This window comes from Acidiphilium sp. AL (assembly GCF_025499445.1).
GTDB lineage: Bacteria > Pseudomonadota > Alphaproteobacteria > Acetobacterales > Acetobacteraceae > Acidiphilium > Acidiphilium iwatense.
On sequence record NZ_JAIMBZ010000003.1, the window covers coordinates 109,905 to 133,602 of the forward strand.

Genomic DNA, 23,698 nt, shown 5'->3' on the forward strand with positions numbered 1-23,698 from the left:
GGACATGACAACGACTATTCCCGGCCCATATTTTTTCGAACCCGCCACGCAGTCAAGGACGCATCGCGCATGAGCGGCCTCATCGTGGAAGGCGCCGGCCAACTGACGACGTTTTCCAATGCGGTGGATGCGGTGGCCGAAATTCGCTCGATCTACGATCGCAGCCTGGCGACGATCACGCGGCAGTTCGAGCGGCGGATCAATGAACCCAGCCGTAACGGCAAGGTCGAGGCGCCGTATCCCTATGTCGCCTTCGCGGTCACCCCAGACCAGTTGAACGTGGATGCGCGCCTCTCCCACGGCGTGTTTCTCGAACCGGGTGTTTACGGCACGACCGTCACCCGTCCCGATCTGTTCGGCGCCTATTACGAAGAGCAGATCGGCCATCTGATGCGTCACCATGGCTGTGACGTTCGTGTCGGCCCGAGTACCACGGCAATCCCGTTCGCCTTCGCCGTCCAGGATGCATCGGGTGCCTCGGCGGATTTCGATTTCGAGTCGCTGCTCGACCGCGTGACCGTTCCCGATCTCTGGACGATCAACGACGCGATCGCCAACAGCGCGGTTCGCCCTCTGGCCGGAACGCCCAATCCGCTCGCGCTGTTCACCGCTGAACGGGTGGATTTCTCGGTCGCACGCCTGCACCATTACACGGGCACGGCCGCGGAACATTTTCAGTCCTTCGTTCTGTTCACCAATTATCAGCGCTATGCCGACGCTTTCATCGACTACGGGTTGCGCGAACTGGCCGCTGGCGACAGGTTTACCCAACTGGTCGGGCCCGGCGATATCGCGGTCGAGCCGGGAATGGATGATGACGCGGCATCCCTGTTCGGCCGGAACCTGCCGCAAATGCCGGCCTATCACCTGAAACGGCCGGATGGCACCGGCATTTCGTTAGTGAATATCGGCATCGGCCCAAGCAACGCGAAAACGATCACCGATCACGTCGCGGTACTCCGGCCGCATTGCTGGCTCATGGTGGGGCATTGCGCCGGGCTTCGGCGCGGCCAGGTTCTGGGCGATTACGTGCTCGCCCATGGGTATGTCCGCGCCGATCACGTCCTCGACGATGAATTGCCGCTCTGGGTTCCGGTCCCCGCGATCGCGGAAGTCCAGGTCGCCCTCGCGGATGCAACCACGCGGATCACCGGCCTGCGCGATCACGAACTGAAAACCAGGCTCAGAACCGGCACGGTCGCGACCACCGACAACCGGAACTGGGAAATCCAGCTCGGCGACTATTTCAGTGCGTTCAACAAGAGCCGCGCAATCGCGGTCGACATGGAATCGGCCACGGTCGCCGCGAACGGGTTTCGCTTCCGCGTGCCCTACGGCACCCTGCTCTGCGTGTCGGACCGGCCGCTGCACGGCCAACTCAAGCTGCGCGGCATGGCGAATACGTTCTACCGCACCAGCATCGATCAGCATATCATGATCGGAATCGAGACAATGAACATCCTGCGCGAGCAGGGCGTCGAGCGCCTGCACTCGCGCAAGCTGCGCGGCTTCGTCGAACCCGGCTTTCGGTAGCCCCGCTTTCCGGTAGCTATGGAATCGCCTGCGCAACGGGTGTTTGACAACGCCCATCCATGACCCGATCATGGATCATGCGACGCTTTCTCGAAAACTGCATCGATCAGGCCCTCGGGCGGATGCCGGCCGACCTCGTGATCGGCAATGTGCGCCTGTTCAACCTGGTCACCGGCACATTGAAGCCGGTCGATATCGCCATTTGTGGCGACCGGATCGTCGGCATCGGCAGCGATTATCAGGCAGCAAACAGGGTCGATGGCGAGGGGCGCATTGCGGTTCCCGGCTTCATCGATACCCATGTCCATTGCGAATCCTCCCTGGTCACGCCGCTGGAATTCGAGGCGTGCGTGCTGCCGCGCGGCACCACAACCGCGATTTCCGATCCGCACGAAATCTGTAATGTCCTCGGCACCGCCGGCCTCGACTATATGCTCGCCTGTGCCGGGCGGATGGTCATGGATCTGCGCGTGCAGCTCTCCTCCTGCGTGCCGGCGACCCATCTCGAGACCGCCGGCGCCCGAATGGATGCCGCATCCCTTGCCCCATACCGGTCGGCACGGCAGGTCGTCGGGCTTGCCGAAATGATGAACTTTCCCGGCCTGCTCGCCAAAGACCCGGTGGTCATCGACAAGCTCGCCCTGTTCCAGGATGGTCATATCGACGGTCACGCCCCGATGCTTGGCGGACGCGCGCTCGACGCCTATCTCGCCTGCCGGATTCGCAACTGTCACGAAACCACGAGCCTGAACGAAGCTCGTGAAAAACTCGAAAAGGGCATGCATCTGCTGATCCGCGAAGGTACCGTCTGCAAAGACCTCGCGGCACTCGCTCCGGCCCTGACGACGGAAACCTCGATTCTGTGCAGCTTCTGTACCGATGACCGCAATCCGCTCGACATTGCCGAGGAAGGCCATATCGACCACCTGATCCGCCGCGCGATCGCCCTGGGCGTGGCGCCGCTGCACGCCTACCGCGCCGCGTCGTTCTCGGCGGCGCGCGGATTCGGCCTGACCGATCGCGGCTTGCTGGCGCCGGGTCAGCGCGCGGACATCATCCTGCTTGACGATCTTCACGACTGCGCCGTCGCGCGGGTCATCGCGCGCGGTATGCCGGTCGAGCCCAATCTGTTCAAAAATCGCACCGCGCCGTCGCCGATCGGGCTGGACAGCGTGCGCCGCGCCCCGATCCGCCCGGAGGATTTGCGTGCCCCAGCCGGCGGGCCGACCGGGCCGGTGATCGGCATCCTCCAAGGCAAAATCGTGACTGAATTTCTAACGATGGATCTGCCCTGGAAGGACGGGTTGCGCCACCCCGACCCGGCGCGTGACGTTTTGAAAGTCGCGGTACTCGAGCGGCACGGCGTCAACGGCAATATCGGGCGCGGCTTCGTCAAGGGATTCGGCATCGCCGATGGAGCGCTCGCCGCCTCGGTCGGGCACGACAGCCACAATATCTGCGTCGTGGGCTCGAACGATTCCGACATGGCACTTGCCGTCAATCATCTGATCGCCCTCGGCGGCGGTTTCGTCGCGGTGCAAAGCGGCGCCATTCTCGGATCGCTCGCGCTGCCGATGGCAGGACTGATCAGTCTCGAACCGTTTTCAACCGTTCGCGCCCAACTCCTCGTCTTGCAGCGGATCGTCCGCGACATGGGCTCGCGCTTGCCCGAACCGTTCCTGCAACTGGCCTTTCTGCCTTTGCCGGTGATTCCGCACCTGAAAATCACCGATCGCGGGCTGGTCGATGTCGATCGGTTCGAACTTATTCCCGGTTAGTGCTGCGCGGCCGCGGCTTCGATCCGCACCATCACCGCTCCCCGCTTACGACTTCCAGCGATTTTCGGGTGGCATTGATCGTGAATGGCAGGATCATGGCCGTGACCAGGCCCGTCAATGCCATGAACAGAAACACCGCCAGGAAACCCACCGAACTGCCGCCCCACGAATAGATGGCAATCGCCATGATCGGGCCGATCGCACCGCCCAGATGTCCGGCTCCATCGGTCAGCGAAACGCCGGTCGCCCGTGCTCGTGTCGGAAAACTCTCCGCCGTCAGCGCATACATCAATGGCACGAAGAAGCCATTCGACACAGATAGCAGGAACACCGAGACATAAATGACCGTCGAACTGCCGGTGACGCCGATCACCACGAAACCGGCGGTCCAGACCAGCATACCAATGAGAATGCTATATTTGCGCTCGAAGGCATCACCCAGGGCGGTGGCAAGAAGCGACCCCAGCGGATAGCCGATGGAACTGGTCAGCATGAATGCGATGCTGTGGGCGAGCGTATAGCCGCGGGCGACGAAAAATGTCGGCCCCAGCCCCAGCCACGCATAAGTGCCGAGATACCAGATGAACCAGAGCAGAAACAGCAATACCACGCGACCGACGAACGGCGCGCGGAACAGTGCCGTGGTCGGGAAGCCCAGCATATGCACTTCGGCCGCCACTTCGATGGGCGGAGGCAATTGATCGCCGATGCGCGCCTTGGCCCTGGCTTCGGCCGCATCGATGATTGCCGCGGCTTCCGCCAGCCGGCGCTTGCTCAGCAACCAGCGCGGCGATTCGGGAATCCAGGGAAACGCGAACAGCGTAAGGCCGCCAAGCGCGCCGAGCAAGAACATGGCTCGCCAGCCCCACGGAAAATTCGGCACCAGCATCAGGGCAATCACGGGAACGATCCCCAGGCCGATCATCGCGAACATGCTCGCAAGACCCGTGTATCGGCCCCGCACCGATGCCGGAGCCATTTCACCGATGTAAGCGGAAATAACGGCGATTTCGGCGCCGATACCCATGCCGGTGATGAACCGCCCCGCGACCATCGAAACGATACCGACCGCGAAAGCCGTTCCGATGCACCCGACGGTGAACAGCAGCGTCGCCGTCATGATTCCGCCTTTCCGGCCGATCATGTCGGCGAAATTGCTGTTCAGCCAGGAACCGGCAATGTAACCGATAAGACTCGCTGTGATCGGAATAGCCTGCTGTCCGGCGGTGAAGTGCAGAACCTTGCTGAACACCGGCAAGCCGAACGCGACGTTGGTTATGTCGAAAAACGCGATAAGGTAACCTATTCCAACAACCCAGAGAACCAGCTTGGAATGGGGCCATAAAGGCAGCCGGTCGAGACGGGCGATCAGCTCCCGCTCAGCATCCGCATCATAGCTATTCGATTTCATGGAGTTCCTCGTCATTATCTGACATTGCCGTTTCGGTCTGACCGGTATCGTGGCAGCATCCGTCAATAGGATTTCGGCAGGCCCAGCACCTTTTCGGCGATGAAGCAGAGAATCAGCTGCGGGCTGACCGGCGCGATCCGGGGGATCATCGCCTCGCGGAGATAGCGCTCCACGTGGTACTCCTTGGCATAACCAAAGCCGCCATGGGTCATGACCGCCTGCTGGCACGCCTTGAATCCGGCCTCCGCCGCCAGATATTTTGCCGCGTTGGCCTGCGCCCCGCAGGACAGGCCTTTGTCGTAACGCCACGCCGCGTTGAAAATCATCAGCCGGGCGGCTTCGATCTCCATCCAGCATTCGGCGAGCGGATGCTGAATCGCCTGATTCCTGCCGATCGCCCGGCCGAACACCACGCGCTCTTTCGCGTATTGCGACGCGCGTTCCAGCGCGACGAAACCCAGCCCCACCGCCTCGGCCGCGATCAGAATGCGCTCCGGGTTGAGGCCGTGCAGGATATACTCGAAACCCTTGCCCTCTTCGCCGATCCGGTCCTCGACTAGGACTTCCAATCCGTCGAAAAACACCTCGTTGGAATCGACCGCCTTGCGGCCCATTTTCTCGATCTCGCGCACCGTGACCCGTTTGCGATCGAGCGTGGTGTAGAACAGGCTCAAGCCGTCGGTCCGGCGGCGCACCTCCTCCAGCGGCGTGGTCCGCGCCAGGATCAGCGCCTTTTCGGCGACCTGCGCTGTGGAAATCCAAACTTTCTGGCCATTGACGACATAGCGGTCGCCCCGGCGATCGGCACGTGTCTTGAGCTGCGTCGTATCGAGGCCGGTATTCGGCTCGGTCACGGCAAAGCAGGCGCGCTCCCTGCCGGCGATGAGCGGCGGCAGCATCCGGCGCTTCTGCTCTTCGGTGCCGAACACCACAACGGGATTGAGCCCGAAGATATTCATGTGCACCGAAGACGCGGCGGTCATGCCCCCGCCGGATTGGGAGATCGCTTGCATCATGATGGCGGCCTCGGTGATCCCGAGCCCGGCGCCGCCATGCGCCACCGGCATGCAGATGCCGAGCCAGCCATCCTGGGCGAGTGCTCCGTGCAGTTCGGCGGGAAACCGGCCATCGCGGTCGCGCTCCAGCCAGTAATCGTCACTGAATCGAGCGCAGATGCGCGCAACGGCGTCGCGGACCGCCTCCTGTTCCGGTGTCAGGGCAAAATCCATGATCTATGTCTCCGGGCCTGAAGGAAGCGTCATCGCTCCATCGGCGCCGAACACCGCATCCAGCGCATCGCGGGCAGCACACAGGTGAAGCGCATGGCGCACGATCGACGCTTCGATCCGATTGAGCGGCCCGACGACCGAAACGGCGAACCACTCTCCGCCGACCCGGACGGGTGAGGCGATAGCCCCGAGATCGGCGATGCTTTCGCCCAAATTCGCGTACCAGCCGCGCTCGCGCGAGGCGTCGAGATCGGCCTCCAGCGCCGCCAGATCTTTCGCGGTACGCGATGTGAAGCGCTGCCAGTCGATTTTCGACAGCAGTGCAAGCCGGTCCGCCCGGTCCATTGCGCCCAGAATCGCCTTGCCGAGCGAATTGGCGTGCGGCGGACGCATGTCGCCGGCCTCCGCGATATAGCGCACGCTCTGCGGCGAGGGCACGTAGTCCAGATAAAGAATCCGCGTTTCCTTCATTTTGCCGAACACGACGGATTCGGCGGTGGCGTCGCGCAGTGCTTCGAGCGTCGGGCGCACCCGTTCGAGCAGCGGGTCATGCGCGGCGATGATGCTCGCGCGGGCATAAAGGCGTCCGGTTGGATAGAAACCATTGCGCCGCTGGATTTCGTACAAATACCCTCGGCCCGCGAGGGTGCGCACCAGTCCGAGGCAGCTGGAGGCCGGAATCGCCAATGCCCTGGCAAGCTCCGTCAACGTCAGCGGGCGGCGATGCTCGGCAAATGCCTCGAAAAGGTCGATCGTTCTGGCTGCTGTTTTTACATCCATGAATTTATTTTCAATATTTAGAATTTTCTGTCAAGCAGGCTCGGAAAATTCTTGACAGGAGACGGCGACGATCGCGATGATCGGCGCGAAGGACTCGGGAGTGGCATTATCCATCCAACGCTTGACCGGCCAGATTTCTCGGCACATCCACGGGCAAACTCTCTGCCCGGATGAATGCGAATGACCGAAACCTCCCCGATCGCGACTGCCCAGATCCTCCGCACGCTGCACATCGTCACCTGGGGCTGTCAGATGAACGTCTATGACAGCGCGCGCATGGCGGACGTGCTGCGTCCGCTGGGTTATCGCGCGGTCGATACGCCGGACGCCGACATGGTGATCCTGAACACCTGCCATATCCGCGAGCGCGCCTCGGAAAAGCTGTTTTCCGAACTCGGCCGGCTGCGCGCGGTCAAGGACGCGCGCGGCGGAGCGATGACGATCGCGGTCGCCGGCTGCGTCGCCCAGGCCGAAGGCGCGGAAATCCTCGCCCGCGCCCCCTACGTCGATGTCGTGGTCGGTTCGCAGGCCTATCATCGCCTGCCCGCACTGATCGCCGAGGTCGAGGCGAAGCGCCGCGCCGTGGTCGATACCGATTTTCCAGCGGAACAGAAATTCGACCATCTGCCGGCGCAACAGGCCTCGCAGGGCCCGATCGCTTTTCTCGCCATCCAGGAAGGCTGCGACAAATTCTGCACCTTCTGCGTGGTGCCCTATACACGCGGTGCCGAGCAAAGCCGTCCGGCCGCCGCCATCCTCGCCGAAGCAAAACGCCTTGTCGCCGGCGGGGCACGCGAAATCGCCCTGCTCGGCCAGAACGTCAATGCCTGGCACGGCGACGGCCTCGACGGGCGCACATGGCCGCTAGCGCGCCTGCTCGCCGAACTCGCCGACATCCCCGGCCTCGCCCGGCTGCGCTACACCACGTCCCACCCGCGCGATATGGATGCCGCCTTGATCGCCGCGCATCATGACAATCCGAAACTCATGCCGTTCCTGCATCTGCCGGTGCAGTCGGGCTCCGACGCCATCCTCCAGGCAATGAACCGGCGACACGGCGTGGATCTATTCCGCCGCATCGTGGCCGATCTGCGCGCGGCGCGGCCGGATATCGCGCTGTCGAGCGATTTCATCGTGGGCTTCCCCGGCGAAACCGACGCCGATTTCGCCGCCACCATGCACCTGGTGCGCGAGACGGGTTTCGCCCTCGCCTATAGCTTCAAATACTCGCCGCGTCCCGGCACGCCCGCCGCCGAATCGCCCGATCAGGTGCCAGAATCTTTGAAAAACAGCCGCTTGCAGGAACTTCAAGCGGTGTTGCGCGAACAGCAGCACGATTTCAATCGGGCGCAGATCGGCCGGCGCTTCGATGTTCTGTTCACCGGCCCTGGCCGCCATCCCGGCCAGATGGCCGGGCGCTCACCCTATCTGCAGCCGGTGATCGTCAACACCGCCAGTCTTGTTCCCGGAACGATCCACCCCGTGACAATCGCCTCCGCCAACCCCAATTCCCTGATGGCCACCCTCAACCAGGAGCAAATCGCCGCTTGAGCCAGATCGCCGGACCGCAAGCCTCGCTTTCCCGCACTCTTACCTTCAACGACAACAGCTTGTTGTCGGTTCTTCTAGGCGATCACGATCGCAATCTCGCCCGAATCGAGCAACGGCTTGGCGTTCGCCTCGCCTGCCGGGGCAATCGCGTGTCGATTTCCGGCGAGCCGAGTCGAGTCGAGGCGGCGGAAATCGCGCTGTCGTCACTCTACCAGCGCCTGTCGCAGGGCGAGGCGATCAGCGTCGCGGAAGTCGATGCGGCGGCACGGCTGGTCGATCCCACGATCGACCCCCGCCTGCCGCTGTCCGACCTGCCGGCAATCCGCACCCGCAAGGGTGCAGTCGGCCCGCGCAGCCCAGGGCAGGCCAGCTATATCGACCTGCTCTCCCGCTTCGAGATGGTGTTCGCGATCGGACCGGCCGGCACCGGCAAGACCTATCTCGCGGTCGCCCAGGCGGTCGCCATGCTCATCTCCGGCCGGGTCGACCGCATCGTGCTGTCGCGCCCGGCGGTCGAGGCCGGCGAGCGGCTCGGCTTCCTGCCCGGCGACATGAAGGAAAAGGTCGATCCCTATCTCCGCCCGCTTTACGACGCGCTGCAGGACCTGTTGCCCGGCGACCAGATGACGCGGCGCATGGCCTCGGGCGAAATCGAAATCGCCCCGCTCGCTTTCATGCGCGGCCGCACGCTTGCCCATGCCTTCGTCATCCTGGACGAGGCGCAGAACACCACGCCGGTACAGATGAAAATGTTCCTCACCCGCATGGGCGAAGGTACCCGCATGGTCATCACCGGCGATCTCTCGCAGATCGACCTGCCGACCGGAAGCCGTTCCGGCCTCACCGACGCGCTCGACACGCTGGAAGGGGTTTCGGGCATTGGCGTCGCCCGCTTCACCGTGAACGACGTGGTGCGTCACCCGCTGGTGGCCCGCATCGTCGAGGCCTATGATCGGCGAACGACGGCGCAGCAGGAGCGCGAACGCGAAAACTGATGGAGCCTCCACAAGAATCCTGTAGTCCGCAGGAACCCTATAGTAGGCTCCCCTTCGGCGCCGCGGCGTCGCGGGGGGAGATAATCGTTGCCGAGCCGCTTTGGCGGCGCTACGTCTCGGCACCCGAACGGCTGGTCGCTCGCGCCCTGATCGCGGCGGGATACGCGCCGTCGGTGGTTCTCACCAACGATGCGACGGTGAAGCGCCTCAACGCGCGCGACCGTGGCCGCAACAAGCCGACCAACGTGCTCACCTACGAGGCGCCGCCCGAAATCATCGTCGCCCTCGGCACCGTGCTGCGCGAGGCGCGAGCGGCGGGCAGACGCCCCGCCCATCATCTCGCGCATCTGATCGTCCATGGCGCTCTGCATCTGGCCGGCGAGGATCATCACCACGCGGGCGACGCCCGGCGTATGGAGCGACTGGAAGCCCGGCTTCTCGCTCGTCTTGGCGTGCCGAATCCGTGGAAACACCAGTCATGAGCGGGAGCTGGTTCACCAAGCTGCTGCACAAAATGCGCGAACAGCCCGATCTGCGCCAGCAGATCGGCGAGCTGATGGAGGAGGCCGAAGCCGAGCTCGACACCGAAGACGGCGGCACCGGGCTCGACCGGCAGGAACGCGCGCTGATCGCCAACGTGCTACGGCTGCGCGGCATTACCGCCGACGACGTGATGGTGCCCCGCGCCGACATCGTCGCGATGCGCGCCGACGTCACGCTCGATCAGGCGATCGACCAGATCCGCCGCGAGGGCCATTCGCGGATGCCGGTGTTCGGCGAACATCTCGACGATGTGCTCGGCATGGTCCACATCAAGGACGTGATGGGCTATATCGGCCCGTCCGATCGGTTTTCGCTGCGCGCCATTCTGCGCAAGCCGCTGATGGTCGCCCCGCAAATCCCGGTGCTCGATCTTCTGCTGCAGATGCGCCAGCGGCGCACCCATCTCGCTCTGGTGATCGACGAGTATGGCGGCGTCGATGGCCTGGTCACCATCGAAGACCTGGTCGAAACCATCGTCGGCGATATCGACGACGAGCACGACGAAATCGAAGGCCCGATGCTGATCGAGCGGGACGACGGCAGCGTCGATCTCAACGCGCGCCTGCCGATCGAGGAGTTCGAGGCGAAATTCGGCCCGGTCCTGACCGAGGAAGAACGCGAGGCCGATCTCGATACCGTCGGCGGACTGGTTTTTACCCTCGCCGGCCGGGTGCCGACGCGCGGCGAAATCATCGCCCATTCCGCCGGCATCGAATTTCTGATCCTCGACGCCGACGCGCGCCGCATCCGCCGCCTTCGGGCACGAAAACTGGGAAAGTCGGAAATTTAGAATCGTCAATGCGACGCCGAGCGCCCCACAATACGATCCCTTCGATCAAATCAGCCCCCCCCATTACACGAGCAATCCATTCCTTCAATGGCCGGTGTCGCGAAAAATGGATTACCTGCGCGTCGTTTCGGCGCTCCACCGCGCTGCTGACACCAATAATCATCGGGCTGAAAGGTCATTGTCAGGGGCGATTTGTAGCACCGCCGCGATCCCGCTACTCTCTCACGGATGCGTCCCGGCATGGTCATATTTCCGGCGCTTATCGTCCTCGCGCCGATTGCGGCGCGTGCGGTTCCCTGGTTTCGCGGTCTCTGTTCGGTCACGGAGCATGGTTTCGGCCGCGTCTTTCCGGTTTTGGCGGTGCTCCGGGCGGACCGATTCTACGGTCCCGCCGGATGCTCGGCGATCCTGGCGGGAATCGTCTTTGGCCTTTATCTGCTGATCCATTGCGGGCGGATCGTGCCAAAGAACATGAAATCGCTCAACTATTCCCTGGTGCGGATAACCCTCGCGTCAAACCCGGTGTTGAGACGAAACCCGAGCGCGGCATCGACCCGCCGGCATATCGCCGTGGCGTTGACCGGCGTGATTTTATTTACGATCGTGTATCTTTGTTTGTTGCTCAACGATATCGACGGCTATATCCGGTGGTCAGCCGCACCAGATCCGCACTGGTATGCGATCCGGCCGAATCCCTTCCTTTTCGGCTCGATCCTTTCAGGCCAAGGCATCGTCGAAAGCCTCATCTATCGTCCCCTCGGCGCCCCGCATCACCTGTTCGACGCGATCACGAGCGGGTTCAGGATCGCGGTATTCTTGGGCTGTCTCGGTATGATCGCGAGCTTTCTGCTCGTTTTCCTGTTCAATGCCCGTGCCGTCTGGCGCAATACCCGATCCGACCTCGTGCCGCCGCGCGCCCGGCTCCACGTTAGCGGCTAGTGTTCCGATTCGGAAGTTCGTTGTTGCTGATAAAGGCGTTTTACGAACTTCCGAATCGAAAGGACACTAGCAAACGTTTGATTCTAGTGTGGTTGATGGTTCTGAAGTTCCTAAAATCGCCACCGCAAATACATAGGAACTTCAGAAGCAGCCGAGCTCTGCCTAACCCCCCGTCACGCTCATGTGCCGCGCCAGGGCCGGCCGGTTGTGCTCGCGGTCGATCACGAAATCATGCCCTTTCGGCTTGCGAGCGATCGCGGCGACGATTGCGTCCCGCAGCACCGCATCGTCGTCGCTGCTGCGCAGCACCGCGCGCAGATCGGCCGCGTCATTCTGGCCGAGGCACATATAGAGCGTGCCGGTGCAGGTCAGCCGCACCCGGTTGCAGCCCTCGCAGAAATTATGGGTCAGCGGCGTGATGAAGCCGAGCCGCGTGCCGGTCTCCGCCACGTCGAAATACCGCGCCGGGCCGCCGGTCGCATAATCGGTAGGCCTCAGGGTCCAATTCCGCGCCAGCCGGGTCCGCACCACCGACAGCGGCAGATACTGCTCCAACCGGTCGCCGTCGATCTCGCCGAGCGGCATGGTCTCGATCAGGCACAGATCGAACCCGTGCTGTCCGCACCATGCGAGCATCGCATCGAATTCGCCCTCGTTCACGTCCTTGAGTGCAACGGTGTTGATCTTGACCTTGAGCCCCGCCGCCTTGGCCGCCATCACGCCGTCGAGCACCTGCGGCAGGCGTCCCCAGCGGGTGATCGCGGCGAATTTATCGGCGTCCAGCGTATCGACGCTCACGTTGATCCGCCGCACCCCGGCCGCCACCAGTTCTTCCGCGAACCGCCCCAACTGGCTGCCATTGGTGGTCAGGGTGAGCTCGTCGAGCCCGTGGCCCAGCCGCAATCCCAACCGGTTGATCAGCGCCATCACCCCGCGCCGCACCAGCGGCTCGCCCCCGGTCAGGCGCAATTTGCGCACCCCGAGCCCGACAAACACCCCCGCAAGCCGCTCCAGCTCCTCCAGCGAGAGCAGGTCGCTCTTCGGCAGGAACGTCATATCCTCCGCCATGCAATAGACGCAGCGGAAGTCGCATCGGTCGGTCACCGAAACCCGCAGATAGGTGATGGAACGCCCGAACGGATCGATCATGAGGGTAATGTTTACCTCTATGGCCATTAGCGCAAGAGGCGCGCGCGGGGGCGCCCTGCAATGATAGCGGCGCGGAATAGCTTGACCGCGACGACAACTCTGCACCATATCGGGAGGAATATATATTGTTTTCGGCTGCGCCGAGGCTTGGCCTTGGCCGTTTGCCGCTGTTCCTGAGGTATGACGATGACTTTGCCCCTGATGCCGAAAGCCACCGCCGTGTGGCTGATCGAAAAGACCGCTTTGACCTTCGAACAGATCGCCGATTTCTGCGGCATGCACCCGCTCGAGATCCAGGCGATCGCGGATGGCGAGGTGGCGCAGGGAATCGTCGGCTACGATCCGGTCGCCAACAAGCAGACGACCGCCGAGGACATCAAGCGTTGCGAGGCCGATCCCTCGGCACGGCTGAAGGTGCTGGAAACCGCCCTGCCTGGCCCGAAGCGCGGCAAGGGCTCCCGCTATACCCCCGTCGCCAAGCGGATCGACCGGCCGGACGCCATCGCCTTCATGCTGCGCAACTATCCGCTGGTTCAGGACGCTCAGATCGTCAAACTGCTTGGTACCACGAAGGAAACCATCCAGAAGGTGCGCGAGCGCAGCCACTGGAACAGCGCCAATATCAAGCCGCGCGACCCGGTGATCCTCGGCCTCTGCAAGCAATCCGATCTGAACGACGCGGTAAGCGCCGCGAATGCCCGCGCCGAGCGCGAAGGCCACCCGGTACCGCCGCCGCCGCCGCACCATCATCATTCCGAGGACGAAGCGGCCTGATCACTCCCCTGGGCCGGTTCGCCGGCCCAGGCATGGCATGTCGTCCGGCCTCTATGCGTTCGTTTTGAGTCGCTCCAACTCTTCCTTCAAGCGGAGTTTTTCCAATTTGAGCCGGGCAAGCTGGTCGTCATCGGGGCGAGGACGGCTATCTTCCTCGGAAATGCGGGCTTCCAGCCCGGCATGGCGAACCTTCAACGACTCGATCCTAGCTTGCAGGCTCATTATCGATTCCTTTCCGATCATGGGAACCTTCGATCGAAGCATTCCGGCACCGTTCGGACGGCGCCATTGCCGAGTCTAGACCTCGCCGATGCGGGATGTCATCAAACTTTTATGCAAGCCATCCGCAACGCGGAACATGGATTGGCCGAACCGGCAAAGCAGCGCGGGACGCGCGGGCCGGAAATGTGGTAGAGAGCCGGGCATGCTGACCGACAAGGATAATCTGCTGCGGCAATTGCATGGGCTGCGCAGCGAACATCGCGATCTCGATACCGTCATCGCACGGCTCGGCGACCAGGCCGCGATCGACCAGTTACAGGTGCAACGGCTCAAGAAGCGCAAGCTGATGTTGCGCGATCAGATCCTGCGGCTGGAAAGCCGGCTGATCCCAGACAACATCGCATGAAGGCCGATACCGCGCCGTTGATCGGCGTTATCATGGGCAGCCGCTCGGACTGGCCCACGATGCGCCATGCCGCCGACATCCTCCAAACCCTCGACATTCCGTTCGAGGCCCGTGTGGTCTCCGCGCATCGCACGCCGGAGCGCATGGTGGCCTATGCGAAATCGGCGCGCGAGCACGGCCTGCGCGCGATCATCGCCGGCGCCGGCGGAGCAGCCCATCTGCCCGGCATGGTCGCCTCGCTCACCACCCTGCCCGTCCTCGGCGTGCCGGTGGAAAGTGCTGCCCTGCGCGGCGTGGACAGCCTCCATTCCATCGTCCAGATGCCCGGCGGCGTGCCGGTCGCCACTTTCGCCATCGGCAAGTCGGGAGCGATCAACGCGGCTTTGTTCGCGGCCGCCATGCTCGCCCTTACCGACCCGGCGCTCGCGGCACGGCTCGAATCCTGGCGCGCCGCGCAGACCGCGAGCGTGCCGGACGCACCCGAGGACCCGCACGAAGGCTCATGAAATTCCCGCTCCACCCCAACGCGACCATCGGCATCGTCGGCGGCGGTCAGCTCGGCCGCATGTCGGCGATGGCCGCCGCCAGCCTCGGCTATCGCTGCCATATCCTTACCCCCGAACCCGATGCGCCGGCGTCCCAGGTCGCCGCCACGACTACCCTCGCCGATTATGAAGACCGAGCCGCGCTGATCCGCTTCGCCGACGCCGTGGACGTCATCACCTTCGAGTTCGAAAACGTCTCCGCCGAAGGGCTCGACCTTCTCGCCGAACGCAAGCCGGTGCGCCCCGGTCCAGACATTTTGCGCATCAGCCAGGACCGGATCGCCGAAAAATCCTTCCTGAATCAGGCCGGCGTGCGCACCGCGCCCTGGGCCTCGGTCGAAACCCTCGCCGAACTGCGCGCCGCCATCACCCGCATCGGCCTGCCCGCCGTGCTGAAAACCACCCGCCTCGGCTATGACGGCAAGGGCCAGGCGCTGATCCAATCCGCCGCCGAAGCCGAACTCGCTTTTGCGCTGCTCGACCCCAAGCCGCTGATCCTCGAAGGCTTCATCGATTTCGCCGCCGAATGCTCGGTCATCGTCGCGCGCGGCGCGGACGGCACGATCACCGCCTTCGACACGGTGGAAAACCGCCACCGCGACCATATTCTCGACCTTACCGTCGCGCCCGCCCCGTTCGATCCCGAAATCCGCGCCGACGCCCAGGCCATGGCGCTGCGCATCGCCGGGCATATCGGCCTGGTCGGGCTGATGGCCGTCGAATTCTTCATCGGCCGCGACGGCGCCGTTCTCGCCAACGAAATCGCGCCCCGGCCGCATAATTCCGGCCACTGGACGATCGACGCCTGCCCTGCCTCTCAGTTCGATCTGCATATCCGCGCGGTCGCCGGGCTGCCTTTGCCGCAGGCGATCCGCCATTCCGACGCGGTGATGAAAAACCTGATCGGCCCGAAGGATATCGCCCTCTGGCCGAAAATCGTCGCGACCCGCGAACTGATTCCCCACCATTACGGCAAAACCACCGCCCGGGCTGGCCGCAAGCTCGGCCACGTCACCACCCTGTTCCCGCACGGCGCTCTGCCCGGCGAATTCGGCATCGCCGCCGCGCTGGGGCCGCTTGGCACATCGGTGGAGGAGTAAGGTCGGGGGTATTACCTCCTTACCTTTGCTTTTCCGCCGTTTCCCCTACCAGTCGCACCGCGGTCGCCAGCGTATCCGCCTCCGCCGCCGGTTTGTCGGGGCGCAGCCGCAAAATCCGTGGAAAACGAAGGGCAATTCCCGATTTGTGCCGGCTGGATCGCTGCGCGGAATCGAACCCCACCTCGAACACAATTTTTTGCTCCACCTCTCGCACCGGCCCATAGGTCGCAACCGTATGCGCCCGTATCCACCGGTCCAGCACTAACAGCTCCGCATCCGTATATCCTGAATATGCCTTGCCGATCGGCACCAGCGTTCCTTCCTCGGTCCAGACTCCGAACGTGTAATCCGAATAGAAGGACGAACGCTTGCCGTGGCCGCGCTGTGCATACATCAGCACGCAATCGAGGCTGAGCGGATCGCGCTTCCACTTCCACCACGGCCCCTTCGGCCGGCCCGCGAGATACGGCGAATCGCCGCGCTTGAGCATCAGCCCCTCGATGCCCGAATCCCGCGCCCCGGCGCGGAGCGCCATCAGTTCCGCCTCACCCGCGAACGCAATCTGCGGCGACAGATCCATTCGTGCCGGCCTTACTCGCGCGAACCAATCCTCCAGCCGCGCGCGCCGCGCATCGAACGGCAGCGCCCGCAAATCCTCGGGGCCGTCGAACAGAATATCGTAAAGCCGCACCGCGACCGGATAATCCGCGCGCAATTTCGCGGCCACCGACTTCCGGTTCAGCCGCTGCTGCAAATCGGCGAACGGCGCCACCACCCCGTCGCGGATCACCAGCAACTCGCCGTCGAGCACGGCATGAAAATCCGTCGCCGCGAGGATTTCAGGAAAAGCCGCCGAAATATCGTCGGCTCCGCGCGAATAGAGCCGCTTTCCGGCCGGTGTGGCGACCAGTTGCACCCTTATGCCGTCCCATTTCCACTCAGCCCGATACGCGCCCCAATCCAGCGAAGCCCGATCCGCATCCTCGATCGGGTGCGCGAGCATCGGCGGGCGGAACACCGGCTTCCGCCCCGGCTCAGGCCGTGATGCGCGACCCTCCAGCCAGTCGAATAACGGCCCATAGGGCGGCTCAAGCCCGTGCCACACCTCCTCGATCGCACCGACCTCCACACCGAACCGCTCCGCCAGCGCCAGCTTGGCAAGCCGCAGCGACGCCCCGACCCGCAATCCGCCGGTCATCAGCTTGATCAGCGCGATCCGGGTCGAAACATCGCTGGCATCCAGCCACCCGGCTATGATTCCTGGAATCTCCCCTTTCGGCACCCCGCGCAGCACCGCGACCACCTCCGGCAATTCAGGCGGTGCCAAAACCTGTGCGCGCGGCCAGATCAGCGCGATCGTTTCCGCCAGATCCCCGACATAATCATAGGACATCACGAACAATTCTGGATCGGATCGCGCCTCCGCCAATCCGCGCAGCACCGCCGGCTTGGCTCCCGGAAAATCGAGCTTGCCGGCGATCGCCGCAAGCGCGAAACCGCGCTCGGGGTCAGGCCGATGCGCGAAATAATCGGCCAGGAGCAGAATCTTCGCGTTGCGCCCCTGGGTATAGATCAGCCGCTCCAGCAAATCGGCGAACGGCTTCAAGATTCTTCCTCATCGTCGTAACCGATCAGGCTGAGCGCCCGGCCGCGCCGCCCCATCAGGCCAAGCTGGCGGATCAGCGCGCTCTCCGCGCCATGCGTCACCCAGATTTCCGGCGCCTGCACATCCTCGACCGTCGCCAGCAACTCGTCCCAATCCGCATGGTCGGAAATGATCAGCGGCAATTCCACCCCGCTCGCCTTGGCGCGCTGGCGCACCCGCATCCAACCCGAGGCGAACGCCACCACCGGGTCATCCAGCCGCCGCGCCCAGCGATCCGCCACTGCGGAGGGCGGCGCCAGCACGATCGCTCCCGTCAGCGCATCCTTGTCCGCCATCGTCGCCGGCTGCAAATCTCCAAGCCGCACGCCGAGCGCCTCATAAAGCTCGCAAAGTTTTACCAATGCCCCGTGCAGATAAATCGGCGCGCCATACCCAGCCTCCCGCAGCAGCGCGATCAGCCGCTGGCACTTGCCCAGCCCGTAGCAGCCGACCAGATGTGGCCGGTCCGGGAAAATCTCCTTCGAATGCAGCAACTTGCTGATCTCTTTCGAGGTTTCGGGATGACGGAACACCGGCAGTCCGAACGTTGCCTCGGTCACGAACACATCGCAAATCACCGGCACGAACGGCGCACAGGTCGGGTCCGCCCGGCGCTTGTAGTCGCCCGAAACCACTGCGCGGCTGCCCCGATACTCCATCACCACCTGGCAGGACCCCAGCACATGCCCCGCCGGCACCAGCTTCACGCCGACCTCGCCGATCCGCAAAACCTCCCCGATCGCCGCCGCTTGCTGGGTCGCCCCCGCTCTGTCATCGCCCATCCGGGCGCGCATGATCGCGAGCGTTTCGGCACTGGCCAGCACATGGGCGTGCCCCGGCCTCGCGTGATCCGAATGGCCATGGGTGATCACCGCTCGCTCGACGGCACGCACCGGGTCGATGAAAAAATCGCCCGGAATGCAATAGAGCCCTTCGGGGCGCGGCTGCAGCCAGGTTTCAGGGTGCGGCGTCATCGCCGAAACATGGCTTCCGATTGCGCAAACCGCCAGCCCCCCTCATTCTGCCCGCGTGCCCGACAGCTCGAACGCCCTGCCTCCAGCCTTCGCCGCCTGGTTCGGTGCGAAGAACTGGTCGCCCCGCGCCCACCAGCTTGCCGTCCTGAATGCCGTCCGCGCCGGCGACGACGTTCTGCTGATCGCCCCCACCGGCGGCGGCAAGACGCTGGCCGGATTTCTGCCCAGCCTGATCGCCCTGGGCAACGACCCCACGCCCCGGCTGCACACGCTCTATGTCAGCCCACTGAAGGCACTGGCGACCGATATCGCGCGCAACTTGACCGCCCCGATCACCGAGATGGGCCTGCCGGTCCGCGTCGAGACCCGCACCGGCGACACCCCGGCCAATCGCCGCGCCCGGCAACGCATCGACCCGCCGCATCTGCTGCTCACCACGCCCGAAAGTCTCGCGTTGCTTCTCTCCCTGCCGGACGCGAAGAAAAATTTTGCCGAGCTTCGGATGATCGTTCTCGACGAAATCCACGCCCTCGCCGGTACCAAACGGGGTGACCAACTCGCCCTCGGCCTCGCGCGCCTCACCAGACTCGCCCCTGACGCCCGCCGCATCGGCCTGTCCGCCACGATCGCCCATCCCGAAGCGATGCGCGCGTGGCTCTCACCCGGCGGCCATGATCGCGCGACCCGCATGATCACCGGCGAACCCGGCACCGCTCCCGAGGTGGCCATGCTGATCGCCCCCGGCGATCTACCCTGGTCCGGCCATATGGGGCTGATGGCGGCGGAAGCGATCCTGCGCCGCATCGCCAGTGCCGGCATGACCATCGTTTTCGTCAACACCCGCGCCCAGGCCGAGTTGATGTTCGAGGCGCTGTGGCGGCACAACGCCGAAACCCTACCGATTGCCCTGCATCACGGCAGCCTCGACATCGCGCAGCGCCGCAAGGTCGAGGCCGCGATGGCGTCCGGCCGGCTGCGCGCCGTGGTCGCGACCTCCTCGCTCGATCTCGGCATCGACTGGGCCGGGGTCGATCAGGTGATCCAGGTCGGTGCGCCGAAAGGCATTTCCCGCCTGATGCAGCGGCTCGGCCGCGCCAATCACCGGATGGACGAAGCCTCGCGCGCTTTGCTGGTTCCCGCCAACCGCTTCGAGGTGCTGGAATGCGAAGCCGCGATCGAGGGCGTCGCCGCCGGCGCGCTGGACGGCGATCCACCCCGTCCCGGCGCGCTCGACGTTCTGGCCCAGCACATTCTCGGCTGCGCCTGCGCCGCCCCGTTCAAACCCGATGATCTGTTCGCCGAAATCCGCGCCGCGGCACCCTACGCCGATCTCCCCCGCAAGGATTTCGACGACGTGCTGCGCTTTGTCGAGGACGGCGGCTACGCGCTTTCGGTGTATGAGCGCTACCGCAAACTGTTCCGCGACGCCGACGGCAACATCCATGTCCGCAACGCCCGCATCCAGCGGCAATTCCGCATGAATATCGGCACCATCGTCGAGGCGCCGACGCTGAAGGTCCGCCTCGGCGGCCGGCGCGGCTTCGGCGGCATCACGCTCGGCGAGATCGAGGAATATTTCGTCTCGATGCTCTCCCCAGGCGACACCTTCCTGTTCGCCGGGCGACGCCTGCGCTTCCTCGGCATCCGCGAAACCACCGTCATGGCGGCCGACGGCGGCGAGGGCGACCCGAAAATCCCCGCCTATGAAGGTGGGCGGATGCCGTTGACGACCAACCTCGCCGATCGCGTCCGCGCGATCCTGCACAGCCCCGAAACCTGGCATCGCTTCCCCGAGCCGGTGCGCGAATGGCTCGAACTCCAGGCCACACGCTCCAGCCTGCCCGCGCCCGACGACCTCCTGGTCGAAACCTTCCCGCGCGGCGGGCGGTGGTATCTGGTCGCCTATTGCTTCGAGGGGCGGCAGGCGCATCAGGCGCTCGGCATGTTGCTCACCCGCCGGCTGGAGCGGTTCGGCGACCAGCCACTCGGCTTCGTCGCCACCGATTACGTGCTCGGCTGTTGGTGCGCCCGTGAGCCCCGGAACATCCCCCGCCTGTTCGAGGAGGACATGCTTGGCGACGACCTGGAAGCCTGGATGGCCGAGAGTTCCATGCTCAAGCGCAGTTTTCGGAATGTCGCGGTGATCGCCGGGCTGATCGAACGGATGCATCCGGGCGGCGAGCGCAGCCGTAGACAGGTCACGGTCAACACCGATCTGATCTACGATGTCCTGCGCAAACACGAACCCGACCATATTCTGCTGCGCGCGACCCGCGCCGACGCCGCGCATGGCCTGGTCGATCTCGCGCGCATCGCCGGAATGCTCGCCCGCGCGCGGGGGCGCATCCACCATCGCAGGCTTGGCCGCGTCTCGCCACTGGCCGTTCCCGTCCTGCTGGAGGTCGGCCGCGAGCAGGTGCACGGCGGCGGCGGCGAAGACGCGTTGCTGGAAGAAGCCGAAGCCCTCATCGCCGAGGCCATGGGCGATGCCGGCGCCATGGCGTGAACCCGCCCGATATGGAATTGACGGCTGCATGATCGCCGCCCCAATCCATCGCGCAAGCGAGCGCTTCCTGCTCGATCCTTCCGGCGCCGTGGTCTGGCCGGCAAGCCGAACCATCATCGTCGCCGACCTGCATCTTGAAAAAGCCTCGTCCCTCGCCACGCGCGGATCGTTGCTGCCGCCCTATGACAGCCGGACGACGCTCGACCGGCTTACCCTTCTGCTGAGCCGCTACGCACCCGAACGGGTGATTGCGCTCGGGGATTCATTTCACGACCCGCTCGGCCTGGCGCGCATGGCCCCGGACGACGCCGGCCGCCTCGCGCGCCTTGAATCGGAACAAAAATTCATCTGGATCGCGGGCAATCACGACCCTGCCGAGTCCGCCATGATCGAGCTGCGCGAGAAAAATTTCACCTTCCGCCACGAAGCATCGCGACTCGCACCCGGCGAAATCGAATTTTCAGGACATTTCCACCCGAAGGCACGAATCGCGACGCGGGGTGCCGCAATTGCGCGGCCCTGTTTCGTGGCGGATGCGCATCGCATCCTGCTGCCTGCCTTCGGCGCCTATGCCGGCGGGCTCGATGTGACCTCGCCTCCTATCCGCGCACTGTTTCCGCGTGGCGGCCAAGTCTTCCTGCTAAGCCGGGACCGGATCTACACCTTTCCGCTCGCCCATGCGGCGAAGGCGAGCTGATGGCGAAGGCGCTGCTCTGGCTTCGGAACGATCTCCGCCTCGCCGACAATCCCGCCCTCGCGGCCGCGCTCGACGAAGGGGAGGTGGTGCCGCTTTACGTACTCGATCCGGTGGCGAAATTGGGCGGCGCCTCGCTCTGGTGGCTGCATCATTCGCTGGCGTCGCTGCGGGACGATATCGCCGGGCGTGGCGGCCATCTAGTAGTGCGGCGGGGCGATGCGACGAAGATCGTCCCAGCGCTGGCACGGAAGATCGGGGCGGTTTCGGTGCATGCCGGCCAGGCGCATGAGCCCTGGCTGCGCGAAAGCGACCGCGCGGCAGCGGAAGCGCTGGCGCGCCTCGATATCCCGTTTCACCGTCAGCGTTCGGCCCTGTTGCTGTCGCCGGAGCATATCGCGAGCCGGTCCGGCGACCCGTACCGTGTCTATACCCCGTTCTCCCGCGCCGCCTTCGATGCCGTCCATCCGCGCTCGCCGATCGCCCCGCCGGATCGCCTGGCGGGGGGTGGGCGCGTCGAGAGCGAGCGGCTGGAGGATTGGGGGCTGCTGCCAACCCAGCCCGACTGGGCCGACGGCTTGCGCGGGGCCTGGACACCCGGCGAAGCCGGCGCTTGGGCGCGGCTGGGTGATTTCCTGGAGGACGATCTCGCCGCCTATGCGCGCGAGCGCGACCGGCCGGACCGCTCCGGCACCTCGCGCCTATCACCGCATCTGCATTGGGGTGAGATTTCGATCGACGCGGTCTGGCGCGAGGCGTCGGCGGCGAAACCCGATGGCAGCGGCAAACAGACTTATCTGAAGGAACTGCTCTGGCGGGAATTCGCCGGCTACCTGCTCTGGCACAACCCGAAGCTGGCGGTCGAGCCGCTGCGGGCGGAATACGCTTCATTCCCCTGGCGCCGCGCGCCGGCGGAATTGCGCGCCTGGCAGCACGGGCGAACCGGCATCCCGATCGTCGATGCCGGAATGCGCCAGCTCTGGCAGACCGGCTGGATGCACAACCGGATGCGGATGGTCACCGCCTCCTTCCTGGTCAAGCACCTGCTGATCCCCTGGCAGGAGGGCGCTGCCTGGTTCTGGGATTGCCTGGTCGATGCCGATGCCGCCAACAACGCCGCCTCCTGGCAATGGGTGGCCGGATGCGGCACCGACGCGGCACCGTATTTCCGTGTGTTCAACCCGGTGCTGCAAGGCTGGAAATTCGACCCGGACGGCGCCTATGTCCGCGAATTCATGCCCGAACTCGCGCAACTGCCGGACAAGTTCATCCAGAACCCCTGGGAAGCGCCGGAAGACGTTCTGCGCGAGGCCGGGGTGACGCTCGGCAAGACCTATCCGCGCCCGATCGTCGACCTTAAGAGCGGCCGCAACCGCGCGCTGGCTGCATTCAAGGAAATCGGGGGCAAGGGATGATCCCGCACGGCGTTCCGCTCCGCATCGTCGGCGACGTTCATGGCGATTCGCACGGTTTTGCCGCCGCCGTCGCAACCGACCGATTCATCGTCCAGCTCGGCGATCTGGTCGATGACGGGATGGACACGCCGGGCGTTTTGCACATCATGTTTCGTCTGATCGATGAAGGCCGCGGGATTTTTCTCCTCGGCAATCACGATTTCAAGCTGGCGCGCGCGTTGCGAGGCGATGCGGTGCAGCGCGGACCGGCGCTCGCGACAACCTTGACGTCACTTGATACGGCAACGGCAAGCCGCGCCCTTCACGAAATTACCCGCGCCCCGGCCTGGATCGCGACGGCGAAAGCGATGTTCGTCCATGGCGGCTTCCATCCGGCGATGCTGACGAGCCAGCCGCCGCCCTTCCCCGCCGGGCGGCCCGGCAAACTGCTCGCCCGCGCGCTCTACGGCCAGACGACCGGACGCACGACCGGCGCCGGCAAACCCGAGCGTCTGCTCGCTTGGATCGAGACCATCCCTTCAGGAATGACCGTCTATTGCGGCCACGACCAGCGCAGCACCAACGGCAGGCCGTTCACCCTCAACAATCCAGCAGGCGGGAGCGCGATCTTTCTCGACACCGGCGCCGGCAAGGGTGGTCATCTGTCGTGGATCGATATCAGTCTTCGGTCGCCGGTCGTTAGTCTTCGGGACGCAAGATCAGATTCTTCCGACGACTAA

22 protein-coding genes are annotated in these 23,698 nt (G+C 64.6%); 15 read left to right on the forward strand and 7 right to left on the reverse strand.

What is annotated here, in order from left to right; all coding sequences use genetic code 11:
* The first annotated feature begins 69 nt into the window (after positions 1–69).
* Positions 70–1,533: an AMP nucleosidase gene (locus AiwAL_RS03470; RefSeq protein WP_262312123.1), complete on the forward strand. Its 1,464-nt coding sequence runs from the start codon at positions 70–72 to the stop codon at positions 1,531–1,533.
* A 77-nt stretch (positions 1,534–1,610) separates the two neighbouring features.
* Complete coding sequence (ade, locus tag AiwAL_RS03475; RefSeq protein ID WP_262312124.1) at positions 1,611–3,311, forward strand: adenine deaminase; 1,701 nt, start codon at positions 1,611–1,613, stop codon at positions 3,309–3,311.
* A gap of 31 nt (positions 3,312–3,342) precedes the next feature.
* Here ade and AiwAL_RS03480 read toward each other — a convergent pair whose 3' ends face one another.
* The 3 genes from AiwAL_RS03480 to AiwAL_RS03490 all read right to left on the reverse strand — a co-directional run bounded on the left by AiwAL_RS03480 (position 3,343) and on the right by AiwAL_RS03490 (position 6,731).
* A complete protein-coding gene (locus AiwAL_RS03480; RefSeq protein ID WP_262312125.1) occupies positions 3,343–4,722 on the reverse strand; it encodes an MFS transporter in 1,380 nt (459 codons plus the stop codon).
* Between the two features lie 62 nt (positions 4,723–4,784).
* Entirely contained in the window at positions 4,785–5,951 is a 1,167-nt protein-coding gene (locus AiwAL_RS03485; RefSeq protein WP_262312126.1) for an acyl-CoA dehydrogenase family protein, read from the reverse strand.
* 3 nt (positions 5,952–5,954) lie between these two features.
* Entirely contained in the window at positions 5,955–6,731 is a 777-nt protein-coding gene (locus AiwAL_RS03490; RefSeq protein ID WP_235703191.1) for an IclR family transcriptional regulator, read from the reverse strand.
* Positions 6,732–6,911: 180 nt separating this feature from the next.
* Here AiwAL_RS03490 and miaB point away from each other — a divergent pair, with 180 nt between their 5' ends.
* From miaB to AiwAL_RS03515, 5 genes are all read left to right on the forward strand, one after another.
* Entirely contained in the window at positions 6,912–8,282 is a 1,371-nt protein-coding gene (gene miaB / locus AiwAL_RS03495; RefSeq protein WP_262312127.1) for a tRNA (N6-isopentenyl adenosine(37)-C2)-methylthiotransferase MiaB, read from the forward strand.
* A 5-nt stretch (positions 8,283–8,287) separates the two neighbouring features.
* Positions 8,288–9,277 (forward strand): PhoH family protein, encoded by a 990-nt coding sequence (locus AiwAL_RS03500; protein WP_408851212.1) that lies wholly within the window; start codon positions 8,288–8,290, stop codon positions 9,275–9,277.
* Entirely contained in the window at positions 9,277–9,759 is a 483-nt protein-coding gene (gene ybeY, locus AiwAL_RS03505; protein ID WP_262312129.1) for an rRNA maturation RNase YbeY, read from the forward strand. The genes AiwAL_RS03500 and ybeY overlap by 1 nt, the downstream gene beginning before the upstream one ends.
* The gene (locus AiwAL_RS03510) at positions 9,756–10,610 is read left to right on the forward strand and encodes a hemolysin family protein (protein WP_262312130.1); all 855 of its coding nucleotides are present in this window, start codon (positions 9,756–9,758) and stop codon (positions 10,608–10,610) included. The genes ybeY and AiwAL_RS03510 overlap by 4 nt, the downstream gene beginning before the upstream one ends.
* A gap of 240 nt (positions 10,611–10,850) precedes the next feature.
* Positions 10,851–11,549 carry a hypothetical protein gene (locus AiwAL_RS03515; protein ID WP_262312131.1) on the forward strand — a complete coding sequence of 233 codons (699 nt, stop codon included), beginning with the start codon at positions 10,851–10,853 and terminating at the stop codon, positions 11,547–11,549.
* 162 nt (positions 11,550–11,711) lie between these two features.
* Here AiwAL_RS03515 and moaA read toward each other — a convergent pair whose 3' ends face one another.
* The gene (gene moaA, locus AiwAL_RS03520; RefSeq protein ID WP_235703185.1) at positions 11,712–12,698 is read right to left on the reverse strand and encodes a GTP 3',8-cyclase MoaA; all 987 of its coding nucleotides are present in this window, start codon (positions 12,696–12,698) and stop codon (positions 11,712–11,714) included.
* Positions 12,699–12,884: 186 nt separating this feature from the next.
* Here moaA and AiwAL_RS03525 point away from each other — a divergent pair, with 186 nt between their 5' ends.
* On the forward strand, positions 12,885–13,472 hold the full coding sequence (locus AiwAL_RS03525; RefSeq protein ID WP_408851181.1) for a DUF1013 domain-containing protein: 588 nt from the start codon (positions 12,885–12,887) through the stop codon (positions 13,470–13,472).
* A 51-nt stretch (positions 13,473–13,523) separates the two neighbouring features.
* On the opposite strand, the gene AiwAL_RS03530 is transcribed toward AiwAL_RS03525, so the two are convergent.
* Entirely contained in the window at positions 13,524–13,694 is a 171-nt protein-coding gene (locus tag AiwAL_RS03530) for a YdcH family protein (protein ID WP_235703183.1), read from the reverse strand.
* A gap of 202 nt (positions 13,695–13,896) precedes the next feature.
* On the opposite strand from AiwAL_RS03530, the gene AiwAL_RS03535 reads away from it, so the two are divergent.
* From AiwAL_RS03535 to AiwAL_RS03545, 3 genes are read left to right on the forward strand one after another with little or no spacing between them, the layout of a single operon-like run.
* Positions 13,897–14,100: a YdcH family protein gene (locus AiwAL_RS03535; RefSeq protein ID WP_235703182.1), complete on the forward strand. Its 204-nt coding sequence runs from the start codon at positions 13,897–13,899 to the stop codon at positions 14,098–14,100.
* Entirely contained in the window at positions 14,097–14,606 is a 510-nt protein-coding gene (gene purE / locus AiwAL_RS03540) for a 5-(carboxyamino)imidazole ribonucleotide mutase (protein ID WP_235703181.1), read from the forward strand. Before AiwAL_RS03535 ends, purE begins: the two co-directional genes overlap by 4 nt.
* Positions 14,603–15,745: a 5-(carboxyamino)imidazole ribonucleotide synthase gene (locus tag AiwAL_RS03545; RefSeq protein ID WP_235703180.1), complete on the forward strand. Its 1,143-nt coding sequence runs from the start codon at positions 14,603–14,605 to the stop codon at positions 15,743–15,745. Before purE ends, AiwAL_RS03545 begins: the two co-directional genes overlap by 4 nt.
* A gap of 19 nt (positions 15,746–15,764) precedes the next feature.
* Here the strand turns inward: AiwAL_RS03545 and AiwAL_RS03550 are convergent, their stop codons facing one another.
* Both AiwAL_RS03550 and AiwAL_RS03555 read right to left on the reverse strand, forming a co-directional pair.
* Positions 15,765–17,351 (reverse strand): cisplatin damage response ATP-dependent DNA ligase, encoded by a 1,587-nt coding sequence (locus AiwAL_RS03550; protein ID WP_235703179.1) that lies wholly within the window; start codon positions 17,349–17,351, stop codon positions 15,765–15,767.
* Positions 17,348–18,364, reverse strand: coding sequence for a ligase-associated DNA damage response exonuclease (locus tag AiwAL_RS03555; RefSeq protein WP_235703178.1), 1,017 nt, complete (start codon positions 18,362–18,364; stop codon positions 17,348–17,350). The genes AiwAL_RS03550 and AiwAL_RS03555 overlap by 4 nt, the downstream gene beginning before the upstream one ends.
* 55 nt (positions 18,365–18,419) lie before the next feature.
* Here AiwAL_RS03555 and AiwAL_RS03560 point away from each other — a divergent pair, with 55 nt between their 5' ends.
* From AiwAL_RS03560 to AiwAL_RS03575, 4 genes are read left to right on the forward strand one after another with little or no spacing between them, the layout of a single operon-like run.
* Positions 18,420–20,870 (forward strand): ligase-associated DNA damage response DEXH box helicase, encoded by a 2,451-nt coding sequence (locus AiwAL_RS03560; RefSeq protein WP_235703177.1) that lies wholly within the window; start codon positions 18,420–18,422, stop codon positions 20,868–20,870.
* Between the two features lie 28 nt (positions 20,871–20,898).
* Positions 20,899–21,567: a ligase-associated DNA damage response endonuclease PdeM gene (pdeM, locus tag AiwAL_RS03565; RefSeq protein WP_235703176.1), complete on the forward strand. Its 669-nt coding sequence runs from the start codon at positions 20,899–20,901 to the stop codon at positions 21,565–21,567.
* Positions 21,567–22,979, forward strand: coding sequence for a deoxyribodipyrimidine photo-lyase (locus AiwAL_RS03570; RefSeq protein ID WP_235703175.1), 1,413 nt, complete (start codon positions 21,567–21,569; stop codon positions 22,977–22,979). The genes pdeM and AiwAL_RS03570 overlap by 1 nt, the downstream gene beginning before the upstream one ends.
* Positions 22,976–23,698 (forward strand): metallophosphoesterase, encoded by a 723-nt coding sequence (locus tag AiwAL_RS03575; RefSeq protein WP_235703174.1) that lies wholly within the window; start codon positions 22,976–22,978, stop codon positions 23,696–23,698. Before AiwAL_RS03570 ends, AiwAL_RS03575 begins: the two co-directional genes overlap by 4 nt.